We start from the raw sequence: 15,983 nt of genomic DNA on the forward strand, positions 1-15,983 counted from the left end.
AAGAAGCAGCATCTTATATAAGATGCTACTTTTCTCTAATTTTCTAAATATCTTTTATCAGCTTGCCCCATTTTTCGTCTCACAATAATGAAAATGATAGAAATAACAACAATTCCAATAGACATTACTTGTGCAATACGAAGTGGTCCTAACATTAAACTATCTGTACGCAAACCTTCTACGAAGAAGCGTCCCACTGAATACCAAATTAAATATGTGAAGAATAATTCACCACGGCGTAAATTCACTTTTCGTAACGCGAGTAGTAAAATAACACCTGCAAAATTCCATAATGATTCATATAAAAACGTTGGGTGATAATACACACCATCAATGTACATTTGATTAATAATGAAATCTGGTAAATGAAGACCTTCTAAAAACTGTCTCGTTACTTCATCACCATGCGCCTCTTGGTTCATAAAGTTTCCCCATCGGCCAATTGCTTGTCCTAGTAAAATACTCGGCGCAGCAATATCCGCTAACTTCCAGAATGAAAGCCCGCGTCTTTTCGCAAAAAGGATTCCTGTAATAACAGCCCCGATTAAACCACCATGAATCGCCAAACCACCTTGACGAATATTAATAATTTGACTCGGATTTTGCGAATAATATTCCCATTCAAAAATGACATAATACATTCTCGCAAAAAGAATCGCAATTGGTACTGCAATTAATACAAGATCGATAAATGTATCTTTATGAATACCAAGCCTTTCTCCCTCGCGAGTTGCTAGCCAAAGACCTAATAGCACACCTGTACCGATAATAACCCCATACCAATAAACAGGGAACGGTCCAAGTTGGACTGCTATACGGTCAAGCTGTGGTACAGAACCTAACAGCATATATATGACCTCCCTCTCCAGAGTCTACTCTTGATTTCCTAGCTCAATCGCACTCATTAATCGTTCAGAGAACTGCTGTGCCGCATTGACTCCCATACGTTTTAATCTGAAGTTCATCGCTGCTACTTCAATAATAACAGCCAAGTTTCGACCCGGACGAACTGGAAGTGTAATCTTCGTAAGTTCTGTATCAATAATCTTCATCTTCTCTTCATCAAGACCTAAGCGATCATAATTTTTCTTTTGATCCCAAATTTCAAGATTAATAACAAGCGTAATACGTTTATAATTTCGTACTGCCCCTGCACCGAATAACGTCATTACGTTAATGATACCTAGACCACGAATTTCTAATAAATGCTCAATTAAATCAGGTGAGCTTCCTACTAATGTGTCTTCATCTTCTTGACGAATTTCTACGCTATCATCCGCAACAAGGCGGTGACCACGCTTTACAAGTTCAAGCGCTGTCTCACTTTTCCCGACACCACTTTGACCTGTAATTAAAACACCAACGCCATAAATATCTACTAACACACCATGAACAGCTGTTGTTGGCGCTAACTTACCTTCTAAATAGTTTGTTAAACGACTTGATAATCTCGTCGTCGTTTGAGCAGAACGTAATAAAGGCACGCCTGATTCACGTGATGCTTGTAATAACTCATCCGGTACATCTTGATTACGAGTTACAATAATACAAGGCGTCTCTTCAGTACAAAGCGCTTTCATTCTCTCTTGCTTTTGCTCTGTCGTTAACGTATCAAAGAACGTAAGCTCCGTTTTTCCAAGAAGCTGCACACGATCAGCTGGATAATATGTAAAAAATCCTGCCATTTCAATTCCAGGTCGTGATAAATCACTCGTATCAATCGGACGATGAATCCCTTCTTCACCACTTACTAACTCCAATTGAAATTGTTCAATTAAATCTTTTGTCCTTACTTTCGGCATATGTATAAACCTCCACTCCGCTGCGGGTTCAGTCTCATTTGATGTAAAATTCCATTCTATCGGATATTGTACCATTTTTTTCTGGAAACAAGAAACATGGTTTCTAATAAATAGAAAAAAACATTTCATATGAATCATGAAATGTTTTTCTTTTTGTCATTTTCTCTTTTTTTCATGTAATGGTTCAACAATTACTTTTTCAATTATCATATTAAAAATCGAAATACAAATTGCCGCAACAATCGCTACACCAAATCCAGATATATTAAAGGCGTCCCCTAATAATGAATCCGTCATCTTTAACGTAATCGCATTAATAACGATTAAGAAGAAACCGAAAGTTACAAGAGTAATTGGTAGCGTAATTAAAATTAAAAGTGGCTTTACAAATACGTTTAAAATCGCCAATATAATACTCGCAATAATTGCAGTTTGTATATTTGCTATGTAAAATGCGTCTGGTGCAACCCCTTTTAAAAGTCCGGATACAGCGATTAACACAACGCTATTTACAAGAAGTGATACAATCCATCTCATTTCCTTACACATCCTTTTAACATATATATTTCATCATACGCTAATAGATAATAAACGCAAGTAACATACAAATACTTATATCAGCTTATTCTATTATCCACGCTTGTATACCTACTAACACTCTTACCAGTTTTTCCTTAGTGAAATAAAAACCGAGTGTAATCCCCACTCGGTTTTTATTAACAACTTATTGTGATAACTCTACTTCTTTTATTTTCTCTTTCATTCTTGCTTTATCACGATCTAAAATCTCTTTTAAATACTTAGCTGTATACGAGCGTTCTTCTTTCACTACTTGTTCTGGCGTTCCAGAAGCAACGATTTGTCCGCCTTTGTCTCCGCCTTCCGGTCCAAGGTCAACGATATAGTCAGCTGTTTTAATAACATCTAAATTATGCTCAATTACAAGAACTGTCTCGCCGCTTTCAACAAGACGTTGCAATACTTCTAGAAGGCGTGCAATATCATGTGCATGTAAGCCAGTCGTTGGCTCATCTAAAATGTATAACGTACGCCCTGTAGAACGACGGTGTAATTCAGAAGCTAATTTCACGCGTTGCGCTTCACCACCTGATAACGTCGTAGCTGGTTGCCCTAATTTCATATAGCCAAGCCCTACATCTACAAGCGTTTGAAGTTTACGCTTAATTTTCGGGATATTAGCAAAGAACTCTACCCCATCTTCAATTGTCATCCCTAACACTTCAGAAATATTCTTATCTTTATATTTCACTTCTAACGTTTCACGGTTGTAACGTTTACCGTGACAAACTTCACACGGAACATACACGTCTGGTAAGAAATGCATTTCAATTTTAATAATTCCATCACCACGACACGCTTCACAACGGCCACCTTTTACGTTAAAGCTGAAGCGCCCTTTTTGATACCCACGTACTTTCGCTTCATTCGTTTGTGCAAATACATCACGAATATCATCGAATACACCTGTATATGTTGCTGGGTTGGAACGTGGTGTACGCCCGATTGGTGATTGATCAATATCAATAACTTTATCTAACTGCTCAAGACCTTTAATTTCTTTATGAGCCCCTGGCTTCGCTTTCGCCTTATATAACTTTTGAGCTAACGATTTGTATAGCACTTCATTAATCATCGTACTTTTTCCAGAGCCAGATACTCCTGTTACTGCTACAAATGTTCCTAGAGGGAATGACATCTTCGCATTCTTTAAGTTATTTTCTTTCGCACCGATAATCTCCACTTTACGTCCGTCACCTTTACGTCTTTCAAGTGGTACCGGAATAAACTCTTTACCGCTTAAATATTTCCCTGTTAATGAATTCTCGTCTTGCATAACTTCAGCTGGTGTACCTGCTGATACAACTTGACCACCATGAATACCTGCACCAGGTCCGATATCAAGTAAATAATCAGCAGCCATCATCGTATCTTCATCATGCTCAACAACGATTAGCGTATTTCCTAAATCACGCATTTCTTGCAAAGTACGAATAAGACGATCATTATCACGCTGATGCAAACCGATAGAAGGCTCATCGAGAATGTAAAGTACGCCAGTAAGGCGAGAACCAATTTGTGTCGCTAAACGAATACGCTGCGCCTCACCACCTGATAGAGTTCCTGCGGCACGACTTAACGTTAAATAATCTAAACCGACATTCACTAAGAACCCAACGCGCTCCTGAATTTCTCTTAAAATTAAATGAGCAATTTTCTGTTGTTTCTCAGTTAGCTCAACAGTTGAGAAGAATTCCTGTACTTCTTGAACAGAATATTTCGTTACATCGGCAATCGTTTTATCACCAACGAAAACAGCTAAACTCTCAGGCTTTAAACGTCCACCTTTACACTTCGGACAAGCTTGCTCTGCCATATACTTCTCCATTTGCTCACGAACATAATCCGAACTCGTCTCACGATAACGACGCTCGATATTCGGAATAACACCTTCAAATAAAATCTCATTTTCTTTCACTTGACCAAATTCATTCACATAGCGGAAATAAACCTTCTCTTCCCCGCTTCCGTACAACACTTTATCAAATAAATCCTTCGGTATATCTTTCACTGGCATATCCATATCGATGCCGTAATGATTACACACAGATTTTAATAATTGCGGGTAATATTGTGAACTTGTCGGTTCCCAAGGAGCAATCGCATGTTCATTTAATGATACATCCCAGTTCGGAATAACAAGTTCTAAATCTACCTCGAGCTTTGAGCCAAGTCCATCACAAGAAGGACACGCGCCGAACGGACTATTAAACGAGAACATACGCGGCTCTAATTCTCCGATTGAAAAACCACAATGTGGACAAGCATGATGTTCACTAAATAGAAGTTCTTCCTCTCCCATTACATCGATTAAAACTCGGCCCCCACCAAGCTTTAAAGCACTTTCTAGTGAATCTGCAAGTCGGCTTGCAATTCCTTCTTTCACAACAATACGGTCAATAACAACTTCAATTGAATGCTTCTTATTTTTATCTAACGTAATCTCTTCAGATACATCCAGCATCTCTCCATCAACGCGCACACGAACATAACCTTGCTTCTTAATATCTTCTAATACTTTCGCATGCGCACCTTTACGCCCTGACACGATAGGCGCTAGCACTTGCAACTTCGTACGTTCAGGATATTCAAGAACACGGTCTACCATCTGTTCCACTGTTTGTGATGTAATTTCAATTCCATGATTCGGACAAATCGGCGTACCAATTCGTGCGAATAATAAACGTAAATAATCATAAATCTCTGTTACCGTTCCAACTGTTGAACGTGGATTACGACTCGTCGTTTTTTGATCAATTGAAATCGCTGGAGATAAACCTTCAATCGTATCAACATCCGGCTTATCCATTTGTCCTAAAAACTGGCGCGCATACGCGGATAAAGATTCCACGTATCTGCGCTGCCCTTCTGCATAAATCGTATCGAATGCTAACGATGATTTCCCCGAACCAGACAATCCCGTCACAACAACAAGCTGATTTCTCGGAATGGTTACGTCAATATTTTTTAAATTATGCGCTCTAGCACCTTTTACAACAATAAAATCTTTACTCACTCTTTTCACCCTTCCGCTTTTAATTCTAATAGTAAATCTCTTAATTCAGCTGCACGCTCGAAATCTAACGCCTTTGCTGCTTCTTTCATCTCTGCTTCCATCTTCGCAATTGTATTTTCACGTTCTTTTTTCGTCATCTTCTTAGCTGGTGTTACTTCATATGTTTCCGTATCCTCAGCTGCTGTTGTCGCACGAATAACGTCACGTACTCCTTTTTGAATCGTCTTCGGCGTAATACCATGCTCCTTATTGTAAGCTTCTTGTATACTACGACGACGCTGCGTTTCTTCAATCGCAATTCCCATTGATCTCGTTATGCGATCTGCGTACATAATAACGCGGCCGTGTTCATTACGTGCCGCACGACCAATTGTTTGTATTAATGAACGCTCTGAACGTAGGAATCCTTCCTTATCAGCATCTAAAATAGCTACAAGTGATACTTCCGGAATATCTAATCCTTCTCGTAATAAGTTAATACCGACAAGTACATCAAACTTACCAAGGCGAAGGTCACGAATAATTTCAATACGTTCTAACGTTTTAATTTCAGAGTGAAGATAGTTCACTTTAATTCCTACATCTTTTAAGTAATCTGTTAAATCCTCTGACATTTTTTTCGTTAAAGTCGTAATTAATACACGTTCATTTTTCGCAATCTGGTCATGGATTTCTCCTAATAAATCATCTATTTGTCCTTCAATTGGTCGTATATCAATTGGTGGATCTAAAAGCCCTGTTGGACGAATAATTTGTTCTATTGCTTTCGGTGACTGCTCTAACTCGTACGGTCCTGGCGTTGCCGAAACGTAAATAACTTGATTCGTTTTCTCTTCAAACTCATCAAACGTGAGCGGTCTATTATCTAAAGCTGATGGCAGACGGAATCCATGATCAACAAGCACTTGCTTACGTGCTTGGTCCCCGTTATACATCGCTCTTACTTGCGGAACCGACACATGCGACTCATCCATAACAATTAAGAAATCCTCTGGAAAATAATCTAAAAGCGTATACGGTGTTGAACCTGCTGGACGAAGTGTTAAATGACGGGAATAGTTTTCGATTCCTGAACAAAAGCCCATCTCGCGCATCATTTCTAAATCATAACGCGTTCGCTGTTCTATGCGCTGCGCCTCTAACAACTTACCGTTATCATTTAATTCTTTTAAACGCTCTTCTAATTCCTTTTCGATATTTTCAATAGCAACCTTCAGCTTTTCTTCACGTGTAACGAAGTGAGATGCCGGGAAGATTGCCACATGATCACGTTCTGCTAATACTTCACCTGTTAATGCATTTACTTCTCGAATACGATCGATTTCATCACCGAAAAATTCAATTCGAATACAGTGTTCGTCAAGTGATGCCGGAAAGATCTCAACTACATCTCCGCGCACACGGAATGTACCACGCTTGAAATCAATATCATTACGTCCATACTGTACATCAACAAGTTCACGAAGTAATTGATTACGGTCCTTTTCCATACCAACTCGAAGTGAAACAACTAACTCGCGGTATTCTTCCGGAGAACCTAAACCGTATATGCATGACACACTCGCAACGATAATAACATCATCTCGTTCAAATAAGGAAGACGTTGCCGAGTGGCGTAATTTATCAATTTCATCGTTAATTTGCGCATCTTTTTCAATAAACGTATCCGTATGTGGCACGTACGCTTCCGGCTGATAATAATCGTAATAACTAACAAAATACTCAACAGAATTGTTAGGAAAGAAATCTTTCAGCTCACTATATAACTGCCCTGCTAACGTTTTATTATGAGCCATCACAAGTGTTGGCTTCTGCACTTCTTTAATGACATTTGAAATCGTAAATGTCTTACCCGTCCCTGTCGCTCCAAGCAACACTTGCTTTTTCTTTCCACTATTAATTCCCTCTACAAGCTTCTCTATCGCTCCCGGCTGATCACCTTGCGGGGAATATTCTGAGATAATTTCAAATGGATGTTCCAACTAAAAACCGACCTCCTCATAAAAATCCGTATTATTATTTTACCACGAATGCCCATAAAAAACCTAAAAAAACGAACAGATATTCGGTAAAACTTTCGACAAGTTATACATAGAAAAAGGAAGGAGAACACATTTCTTTCCTCATCAAACTTTCTCCAACATTAACGAGCAGTCGACCCCACACTAATTAAAGTTTTACTTCATTTTAAAGAGACATATAAAACTAGCTCTTTTTCCTACTGTCATCCTCTCCTATACAAACTATTGGTATACTAGAAAAAGCTACTTTCCTCTATGAAAGTAGCTTTTCTTTCCCTTTCTCCTTCTTCGGAAAAATCACATATGAAAATGAAATTACAGTATCCGCTAAAAGAATAATAGCCCATACTTGGCTTACACGGCTTGCAGCTTTATTTAAAACGATTCCTGACTCTAACCAATTTCCCCACTGTTCTACTGGAATAAGCCCATACATGAAGAAAAAGAATATATGAACAGCAACAAACAACATAAGATGTAAAACCCAATTTTTCATTTCCTGCTTCGCATGCGCCCTACCGGTTACTTCAAGTTGTTCTTCGATAATAGGCGCCGGTTCATTTCGCCACTTCGCAACTAGTTTTTGTACATATATATCTAGCTTCTTCAAATCCTTTTTCCCGTAAAAGACAGCATACAATAATATAATTACAGTAATGATTTGAAAATTAGAGAACTTCCCTGTTTGATAATAGTCCACTACTCCTAAAGTTAAAATAAACACTTCATTTACGAGTAGCACAATCCCCATAATAAAACTCGCCTTTTTCAAGCGAAATCCATACCTTAGTAAAAAGAATCCAATAGCTGATAACCAAAATACAATCTCTGCCCCAATTAAAAAATACCAACGATATTCTGCGAGTATACTCATTTATCCCTCTCCCTTTCGTCATATATACGAAAAGCCTCATCCATATATAATAGAAGCTCTTCTTCAATTGGATACATACTCATTTTCTGTGAATCTTCTTTTGACTTTCTTACTTCCCACAATTTATCTAAAAATGCTTCATCACCATTTGCCATCTCTAAACACTTCTGCATTAATTCCTTTGTTGCGCCTTGTACCTCATCACATGATGCTTCCTTACCGTCTTTCATAAAGTTACGTAGTTGCTTTAATAAATCTACCCACTCTAAAACATTCGGATCTTCTTCACTCATGTTTGGCAAATTATGAAGCAACTTTTGTTCTTCCTGAGAAAAAACTTCATTTTGGAATATTTCACGTATACGTGGAGACTGTTTCGAAAGCTGAATGAGTTCAAACATAACTTTCCAATCCAGTTCTCCTTCGACGTCTACTGAATAAACAACCGCTTGTAAAATACGTTCCATTCGATCAAATTTTTTCTGTTCTTCTTGTACAAACTTAAGTTGCTTTTCAAGCGATACTTTTAAATTGAGCTCACCCGCTATTAACATATTCGTAATCTCTTTTAATGAAAAACCCATTTCTTTTAAAAATAAAATTTGCTGCAAACGAACAACATCTCTCTCGCTATATAACCGATGTCCTCCATCAGTTTTCCCACTCGGCTTTAATAAATCGATTTGATCATAATAACGTAACGTCCTTACTGTAACCCCTGTTTCCCTCGTTAGTTCTTGAATTGAAATCAACTCCATCACCTCTTCTCCTTCATTATAAAAGGTGACGTAACGTAACTTTCAAGTAGTTTGTAAAAAAAATACAAAAAGCTGTCTATACCTTTTGTATAAACAGCTTTTATGGAAGAAAACCCTTTTGTATAGCACGTCCACAAGATAAAATAATTGCCCCAACAACAACACTGGTTGCTGTTTTATGGTAATGCGCTAAAATTAATAAATAGTATGATAAACCTACAGCACCAATCATAATGCATACACTTGGGACTGGATTGCGCGAGAAGTTTTGCATCCCCCACAAAAGTGCAAATATAGCTGTAGCGACACATAACACCGGTAATCCCATCACAGTTCCCCTTTTTCTATCTATTTATTTCTTGTTGCTAACACACTCGTCGATGCCATACTCATTAGTACACCAAAAATAGCAATATATAATAACTCATTTACATTTACTACTTGTCTATCTAAATACTTATTTACGCAAAGATACATAATGAACAAGAGAAAGCAGCTTGTAATACAAATAGTAAAATAAGACTTCATCTTACTTACAACTCTCTCATCAACCGATGGTACTCCCTCTTCTTTCAAGTGCTTCTGCTCTCTATATTCCGAAATTCCATATAAAATAACTAACGCCACATTCGATATAAACATTGCTTCCCATGAAATACTTAAAATCATTAAACTCACATTCAAAATCAAACTTGCTAACGATAAACTACCGATAAACTTTATAACATCATGCTTATTCATACACGATCAGCTTCTTTACTATTTCTATATTTCCATTTCGGCCAATAGTTCACAAAGAAATAAACAAACTGCCCTAGTACAAATAAAATAAACGGCATGCCAGCACTTCTGTAAACAATTAAATTATACAAACTCCATATCGCTAAACTAATTACTAAAAATACTCCTACATATTTAAACGCTTTATTCGACTGAAATCTCTCAAACTCGTCTTGCATTTTTCATTCCTCCTATCGCTATGCTCGTTTTCCCGCCATAACTCCTACGATGAGACTACCAGCAAATAAGAAACTACATACAATGAATATTTCTGGCGTAGGTATGGCATCTCTGCCTATGATTTTGCTAGCGCCAATGTAAACAATGAGAAGGACAAATGCGAATATAAGCGAGACATTTACATGCCTTTTTATATTTTCATTTACTCGCTCATCTATATCTGGAAATCCCTCTTTTTTGTACTTACGTTTTTTATAATACGTATACACTGTTAAAAATAGAATTGCTAAAATGTTACTAACTATTAGCGATAACATCGGTATGGATGGATCCATAATACGAACTAAAACGTCCCCTCCACATAATCCTAAGACAGTAGCGATATACAACTTTTTAGTATCGTTCATTTTCTCTCCCCTTACTCCAGCGTAAATATTTCCTCTACCTTCATTCCAAAATATTTGGCGATTTTTAGGGATAACTCTAGACTCGGGTTATAGTGGTAGTTCTCAATCGCCACGATTGTCTGCCGCGTCACTTGCATCGCCTTTGCCATTTCAATTTGCGTTATGTGATTTTGCTTTCGTAATTCTTTAATTTTATTTTTCACACCCATAGGCTCCACCTTCGAAAGTAAAGATATCTTTACTTTAATTATAAATATTTTCCAATTCTAAGTAAAGATATCTTTACAAATTTTAGAAAAACATTTCACTGAACACCTTCTCTAACACAGTAAGACAGGAATTAAATTTATATCAGCGATTTTTTAAATATATCAGCGCAACTTAAATTATATCGGCGATTTTCCAAATATATCAGCGCAACTCCATTTATATCGGCGATTTTTTAAATATATCGACTTACCGACAAATATCGACATCCGTAGCACTATAGGCATAAGAAAGAAGCTGTCCCAAAATATCTTTTGGGACAGCTTCTTCGTCTTACTACATAAATCCTAATGCATATACAAGAACGTACCCAAGTACCGAAAGGCAAACCGAGCCAATTAGCCCTGCCACAAATGCCCTACTTCCTAATTTACGGAACGTTTTAAACTCTACATTTAAACCTAGCCCTGCCATCGCCATTGCAATAAGCATGTACGCAATTACTACAATATATCCGGCAACAACTTCTGGGATAATCCCAAGCGAATGCACCGCACTCATTGCTAAAAATCCGAAGATGAACCAAGGAATCGGAAGGTCGCGCCACGATCTTTTTTCTTCGCTTCCCTCGCTCTTGCCAAACCATAATCCAATTAAAATCGCTACTGGCACAAGCATCGCTACGCGCGTTAATTTCACAATAACCGCGATGTCTACAGCCGTGCTACCGCCTGGCGCCGCAGCAGCGATAACATGAGCGATTTCGTGCAATGTCGCACCTGCGAACACGCCGTAACCATAGGGTGAGAAGCCAAGCACTGGGTATAACAGCGTATAAATAAGTGTAAATATTGTACCTAAAATTGCAATAATCGCTGCCCCAACTGCCGTTTCTTCATCTTTCGCTTTCACTTGCGGTGCAATTGCCACGACCGCAGCCGCACCACAAATCGCCGTTCCGCACGCCGTTAAAATTCCAAGTTTCTTTTCTACTTTAAATACTTTCGTTAGTCCATATACAACAAAAATTGTAAATGTAATCACAACCGCTGCGATGACCAATACTTTCGGCCCCGCCTTCGCAATATCTACAAGATTTAACCGCATTCCAAGTAAGATGATCCCAAAGCGTAGCAACTTCTTACTCGCAAAGTTCGTTCCCGCTATCGCTTCTTGAGGAATCCCGATTGCCGCACGCCAAACCATCCCGATTAGAATAGCGATTACTAATTGTCCCATAATATTTAAAAATGGAAGCTCTGCTAAATATTTCGCGGCGATTGCGATTAATAATGTAATCCCAATACCTTGCGAAAATCCAAAGCCCTTCTTCTTTTGTATAACAAGTGTTTGTTCCACTTTGTACCACCCCAATAATCGTATTGGAACATGCATGTTCTTTCTAGTTACATTATAAGAGAGTTTTTATAATAAGTTTAATATCAATATTCAATCTCTATCATCAGAAATACTTATGATAAAATAAAAGCAAAAATAAAGGGGCCTAACAAATGAACGTCGACATTTTAAAAATCTTTGTGACTGTCGTTGAACAAAAACATTTTTCGCGTGCTGCGGAACTATTAAACCTTTCACAACCCGGAGTTAGTATGCACATTCGCAACCTAGAAAATGAATTGGGGACTACACTTATTCAGCGCTCCCCAAAGCACGTCCAAGTTACAGAAGCAGGAAACATATTATACATACACGCAAAGCAAATGCTCTCTCTTTACGAAGATGCCAAACAAGAAATTAATGACCTACATAACGTTGTAACAGGGACGCTCCGCATTGGCGCTAGCTTTACAATTGGCGAATACTTACTTCCGAAAATACTTGCGCGCTTTGCCAATGAAAATACACACGTCGAAGTTCATACATTTATATCAAATACAGAAGAAGTTTTGCAAAGCCTCCGCTCTAATCAAATTGATATCGGCTTAGTGGAAGGCCAAGTCGTATACGCTGACGTAGATGTTGAAACGTTTATGCAAGATGAAATGAAGCTCGTCGTCCCTCCAAATCATCCATTGCTTCACATCAAGGATATAAACGAAGCTACTCTCCAAGACCAAGTATGGGTATTAAGAGAAAGTGGCTCTGGGACACGTGCCTATAGCGATCGTTTTATTCATCAACATCATTTAAAAATGAAACGATTCTTTACATTTAGTAGCATTCAAAGTGTAAAGGAAGCCGTCGCTGCCGGGCTTGGCATCGCTATACTTTCTGACTGGACCGTGCGGAAAGAACTACTAGCCAAAGAACTATTCCACGTCGAAGTTCCAAATGAAAAGCTAATCCGTCCATTCTCCATCGTGCGCGGCAAATATTTTATCCCTTCTAAGGCTATTCAGGTCTTTTTAAATCATGTAGATTCTTTTGCGAAAAAACAGAGTTGACCTTTACATTAGTGTGAAGGTTTACAATATCTTTAAAAGGAGTGAAACACATTGCGAATTGGGGAGTTATCTAAAAAAACAGGGGTCAGCGAGCGCTCACTGAGACATTATGAAGAAAAGGGAATACTCCCTTCGAAACGCCTTGAAAATGGCTATCGCAAATTTGATGAAAGTGCTATCAAAAAAGTAGAACTTATTCAAATGTACTTACAGCTTGGTTTAAACTTAGAAGAGACGGCGAGGATGCTGCGCTGCCTTGAAATCGAGCCACATTTATACGAAAACCCATGCAGTAGTATTCTTACACTTTACGAAGATAAACTATGTGAAGTTACGAAACAAATCGAATTGCTCTCTAGTATTCAAGCCAACTTGCAAAAACACGTTTCACTCCTAAAACAAACAAAAGAAAAGGGATGATTACATGTTTGTTATACATGGCAGTTCAAGACAAAACGGAAATACGGAATCTTTAACACATATGATGATTGATGGAATTGAAGCAGAACAAATTTACTTACGTGATCATATTGTCCACCCAATTATAGATCAGCGTCATGATGCAGATGGATTTCAACCTATAAATGATGACTATCAACAATTAATTGAACGCATGCTAGAGCACGACACGATTATCTTCGCTACACCGCTATACTGGTACGGAATGAGTGGTCATATGAAAAACTTCGTCGATCGCTGGTCACAAAGTTTACGCGATACATCTCTTCATTTTAAAGAGAAAATGAAAGGGAAAAAGATGTACGTTGTCATCGTTGGTGGGGATAATCCGAAACTGAAAGCATTGCCGCTTATTGCTCAGTTCCAATATATCTTTGATTTTGTTGGTTCATCATTTGAAGGGTATGTTATTGGGGATGCGAATGGATTAGATGAAATCAAAAATGATGCTGAAGCACTCGCAAAGGCACAACTGTATAATAGCGAATTCAAAAATCACAAACAGAAATAAGTTTGACAAACTCTATTGTATGCGCATACAATAAAAATAATATTATGAAAGGAAGGTACTTTGACCAATGAAGTTCTAATTCTCTTATTTATTTCATCCATCACAAATAGTGAACAAAAATGATGAAAACTAGCAGGGGATTAGTCTGTCCATTTGTCGATACTTTCTTTCGAGACGGTTATGTAAAAAAATCGTTTATTTATGTACGATTTTTACATTCAAGGGCGACGTTTATCCTCTCTAGTGAAACTAGGGAGGGTTTTTTATGACTATTTTATTCGCACGTAATATTGAAAAGAGCTTTGGTGATCGCACCCTATTTACGTTACCATCACTGGAAATTCAAACAAACGATCGCATAGGAATTGTTGGAGTCAACGGAGCTGGAAAATCTACGTTATTACAAATATTAAGTAAAGAAATAGAGGCTGACCAAGGTATAGTAACTCACCATAGTTCTATCGCTATCATTCCTCAGCTTAGCGAGGAACTGCCGGAAACCGCTTCTTCTCTTACAAAAGGAAAATGGAATATTTCAAACGTTGCAGATTCAATGAGCGGCGGCGAACGAATGCGCCTAAAGATTGCTCATGCTCTCGAACAAGATGCAGGCATTCTATTTGCTGATGAGCCAACAAGTCACTTAGATATGTTCGGTACAGAGCAATTAGAAAAGGCACTTTTATCTTATAACGGTGCACTTGTTTTAATATCGCATGATCGTGATTTTCTAGATACCATATGTACCAAAATCATCGAAATTGAAGACGGTACTATTCAAGAATATAAAGGGAATTATTCAAACTATCGAAAACAAAAAGAACGTGAGCGAATACAAAAGCAAGCGGAATATGAGCAATATGTACAAGAAAAAAATCGTTTAGAGCAATCAATTTTACAAAGAAAGCAACGTGCTTCTAGCATGACAAAAGTCCCAACGCGGTTCAGTTCATCTGAATCTAAACTTTATAAATTAAGTGGGGCACATGGCCAAGAAAATGTTAGCAAAGCAGCGAAAGCATTAGAGACACGTCTCGAAAAATTAGAAAAGAAAGAAAAGCCAAAGGATCTTTCTCAAGCTCATTTTGACGTGCAATACCATACACCCATTCATAGTAAAGTGGTGGTACAGCTTAATAAAGCAACAAAGAAAATAGGTGACCGCACACTATTTAAAAATATGAATGGAACTATTGCCCCTGGTGCAAAGCTTGCTATTTTAGGCGCAAACGGAAGTGGAAAAACAACTTTGTTCAATATGCTTCTCACAAACGAGCGCGGCATTCAGCTTTCGAAAAGCTGTAAAATTGGATACTTTGAACAAACACTATCAATTTTAAACACAGATAAAACAATTTTAGAAAATGTTCTAGAAGAAACAAACTATACGGAGTCGTTCGTGCGAACAATACTTGCAAGGCTCCTATTCCGCCGTGAAGATGTTCATAAACCTGTGCACGTCTTAAGTGGTGGTGAACGAATGAAGGTTGCACTTGCAAAAGTATTTTTAGGAAACTATAATATGCTTCTGCTCGATGAACCGACAAACTATTTAGACTTAGCAACGCAAGAAGAATTAGAAAGCATGTTACAAGAGTATCCTGGCACCATACTTTTCATTAGCCATGACCGCGCCTTTATTCGTTCTGTTGCAGACCATATTCTAAAAGTAGATGAGAGAGAGCCTAGAATATTCCACGGCAATTACGAGCAATACACAAAAAGAACAACTCAAGCTTCTGTAAATATTACTGAACAAGAATTATTACGGTTACAAACAAAATTAACAGAAATCATCAGCCGGATTTCTATACCAAATCCTCACGATGACATCACATTTCTCGAACAAGAATACGAAAAATTATTAGTTCAAATTCAAAAATGTAAAGAAGCGCTCTAATGTCTTCCCTATATATCGACGGGATCTTCCGCATTTCCCAAGAAATATCGAGGCTTCGACATAGAATATCGACTTAAACACGAT

General features: G+C 37.9%; 17 protein-coding genes. 4 read left to right on the forward strand and 13 right to left on the reverse strand.

Features of this window, described 5'->3' with window-relative positions; all coding sequences use genetic code 11:
* Positions 1 to 35 precede the first annotated feature (35 nt).
* From lgt to MHI07_RS24220, 13 genes are all read right to left on the reverse strand, one after another.
* A complete protein-coding gene (lgt, locus tag MHI07_RS24160) occupies positions 36 to 848 on the reverse strand; it encodes a prolipoprotein diacylglyceryl transferase (protein WP_002034719.1) in 813 nt (270 codons plus the stop codon).
* Between the two features lie 24 nt (positions 849 to 872).
* Positions 873 to 1,802, reverse strand: coding sequence for an HPr(Ser) kinase/phosphatase (gene hprK / locus MHI07_RS24165; protein ID WP_002016091.1), 930 nt, complete (start codon positions 1,800 to 1,802; stop codon positions 873 to 875).
* 156 nt (positions 1,803 to 1,958) lie between these two features.
* Entirely contained in the window at positions 1,959 to 2,339 is a 381-nt protein-coding gene (locus tag MHI07_RS24170; RefSeq protein ID WP_002089574.1) for a phage holin family protein, read from the reverse strand.
* Positions 2,340 to 2,526: 187 nt separating this feature from the next.
* Positions 2,527 to 5,397 (reverse strand): excinuclease ABC subunit UvrA, encoded by a 2,871-nt coding sequence (gene uvrA, locus MHI07_RS24175; RefSeq protein ID WP_088079703.1) that lies wholly within the window; start codon positions 5,395 to 5,397, stop codon positions 2,527 to 2,529.
* A 5-nt stretch (positions 5,398 to 5,402) separates the two neighbouring features.
* Entirely contained in the window at positions 5,403 to 7,379 is a 1,977-nt protein-coding gene (gene uvrB, locus MHI07_RS24180) for an excinuclease ABC subunit B (protein WP_078173395.1), read from the reverse strand.
* Positions 7,380 to 7,671: 292 nt separating this feature from the next.
* Positions 7,672 to 8,292 (reverse strand): hypothetical protein, encoded by a 621-nt coding sequence (locus MHI07_RS24185; protein WP_215580091.1) that lies wholly within the window; start codon positions 8,290 to 8,292, stop codon positions 7,672 to 7,674.
* Complete coding sequence (locus tag MHI07_RS24190) at positions 8,289 to 9,050, reverse strand: MerR family transcriptional regulator (protein ID WP_215580093.1); 762 nt, start codon at positions 9,048 to 9,050, stop codon at positions 8,289 to 8,291. The genes MHI07_RS24185 and MHI07_RS24190 overlap by 4 nt, the downstream gene beginning before the upstream one ends.
* Positions 9,051 to 9,150: 100 nt before the next feature.
* Positions 9,151 to 9,378, reverse strand: coding sequence for a hypothetical protein (locus tag MHI07_RS24195; protein WP_215580095.1), 228 nt, complete (start codon positions 9,376 to 9,378; stop codon positions 9,151 to 9,153).
* Positions 9,379 to 9,398: 20 nt separating this feature from the next.
* Entirely contained in the window at positions 9,399 to 9,791 is a 393-nt protein-coding gene (locus MHI07_RS24200; RefSeq protein ID WP_215580097.1) for an ATPase, read from the reverse strand.
* Entirely contained in the window at positions 9,788 to 10,009 is a 222-nt protein-coding gene (locus tag MHI07_RS24205; protein WP_215580099.1) for a hypothetical protein, read from the reverse strand. Before MHI07_RS24205 ends, MHI07_RS24200 begins: the two co-directional genes overlap by 4 nt.
* 18 nt (positions 10,010 to 10,027) lie before the next feature.
* On the reverse strand, positions 10,028 to 10,417 hold the full coding sequence (locus MHI07_RS24210; protein WP_016106612.1) for a hypothetical protein: 390 nt from the start codon (positions 10,415 to 10,417) through the stop codon (positions 10,028 to 10,030).
* Positions 10,418 to 10,428: 11 nt separating this feature from the next.
* Positions 10,429 to 10,626, reverse strand: coding sequence for a helix-turn-helix transcriptional regulator (locus MHI07_RS24215; RefSeq protein ID WP_016106613.1), 198 nt, complete (start codon positions 10,624 to 10,626; stop codon positions 10,429 to 10,431).
* A 334-nt stretch (positions 10,627 to 10,960) separates the two neighbouring features.
* Entirely contained in the window at positions 10,961 to 11,983 is a 1,023-nt protein-coding gene (locus MHI07_RS24220) for a YeiH family protein (protein ID WP_131229965.1), read from the reverse strand.
* A gap of 152 nt (positions 11,984 to 12,135) precedes the next feature.
* Between MHI07_RS24220 and MHI07_RS24225 the strand changes: the two genes are divergently transcribed.
* The 4 genes from MHI07_RS24225 to abc-f all read left to right on the forward strand — a co-directional run bounded on the left by MHI07_RS24225 (position 12,136) and on the right by abc-f (position 15,899).
* A complete protein-coding gene (locus MHI07_RS24225) occupies positions 12,136 to 13,029 on the forward strand; it encodes a LysR family transcriptional regulator (RefSeq protein ID WP_215580101.1) in 894 nt (297 codons plus the stop codon).
* A gap of 51 nt (positions 13,030 to 13,080) precedes the next feature.
* Entirely contained in the window at positions 13,081 to 13,449 is a 369-nt protein-coding gene (locus MHI07_RS24230; RefSeq protein ID WP_078179450.1) for a MerR family transcriptional regulator, read from the forward strand.
* A gap of 4 nt (positions 13,450 to 13,453) precedes the next feature.
* On the forward strand, positions 13,454 to 13,999 hold the full coding sequence (locus MHI07_RS24235) for a flavodoxin family protein (RefSeq protein ID WP_204208538.1): 546 nt from the start codon (positions 13,454 to 13,456) through the stop codon (positions 13,997 to 13,999).
* 265 nt (positions 14,000 to 14,264) lie between these two features.
* Positions 14,265 to 15,899, forward strand: a complete 1,635-nt coding sequence (abc-f, locus tag MHI07_RS24240) for a ribosomal protection-like ABC-F family protein (RefSeq protein ID WP_340826669.1) — start codon at positions 14,265 to 14,267, stop codon at positions 15,897 to 15,899.
* The last annotated feature ends 84 nt before the right edge of the window (positions 15,900 to 15,983 follow it).

Source organism: Bacillus sp. FSL H8-0545, assembly GCF_038006105.1.
GTDB lineage: Bacteria > Bacillota > Bacilli > Bacillales > Bacillaceae_G > Bacillus_A > Bacillus_A cereus_U.

Bases quoted from the DNA above. Each gene is read 5' to 3' on its own strand.
- lgt (WP_002034719.1), bottom strand. From the start codon at position 848: ATGCTGTTAGGTTCTGTACCACAGCTTGACCGTATAGCAGTCCAACTT.
- hprK (WP_002016091.1), bottom strand. From the start codon at position 1,802: ATGCCGAAAGTAAGGACAAAAGATTTAATTGAACAATTTCAATTGGAG.
- MHI07_RS24170 (WP_002089574.1), bottom strand. From the start codon at position 2,339: ATGAGATGGATTGTATCACTTCTTGTAAATAGCGTTGTGTTAATCGCT.
- MHI07_RS24185 (WP_215580091.1), bottom strand. From the start codon at position 8,292: ATGAGTATACTCGCAGAATATCGTTGGTATTTTTTAATTGGGGCAGAG.
- MHI07_RS24190 (WP_215580093.1), bottom strand. From the start codon at position 9,050: ATGGAGTTGATTTCAATTCAAGAACTAACGAGGGAAACAGGGGTTACA.
- MHI07_RS24195 (WP_215580095.1), bottom strand. From the start codon at position 9,378: ATGGGATTACCGGTGTTATGTGTCGCTACAGCTATATTTGCACTTTTG.
- MHI07_RS24200 (WP_215580097.1), bottom strand. From the start codon at position 9,791: ATGAATAAGCATGATGTTATAAAGTTTATCGGTAGTTTATCGTTAGCA.
- MHI07_RS24205 (WP_215580099.1), bottom strand. From the start codon at position 10,009: ATGCAAGACGAGTTTGAGAGATTTCAGTCGAATAAAGCGTTTAAATAT.
- MHI07_RS24210 (WP_016106612.1), bottom strand. From the start codon at position 10,417: ATGAACGATACTAAAAAGTTGTATATCGCTACTGTCTTAGGATTATGT.
- MHI07_RS24215 (WP_016106613.1), bottom strand. From the start codon at position 10,626: ATGGGTGTGAAAAATAAAATTAAAGAATTACGAAAGCAAAATCACATA.
- MHI07_RS24225 (WP_215580101.1), top strand. From the start codon at position 12,136: ATGAACGTCGACATTTTAAAAATCTTTGTGACTGTCGTTGAACAAAAA.
- MHI07_RS24235 (WP_204208538.1), top strand. From the start codon at position 13,454: ATGTTTGTTATACATGGCAGTTCAAGACAAAACGGAAATACGGAATCT.
- abc-f (WP_340826669.1), top strand. From the start codon at position 14,265: ATGACTATTTTATTCGCACGTAATATTGAAAAGAGCTTTGGTGATCGC.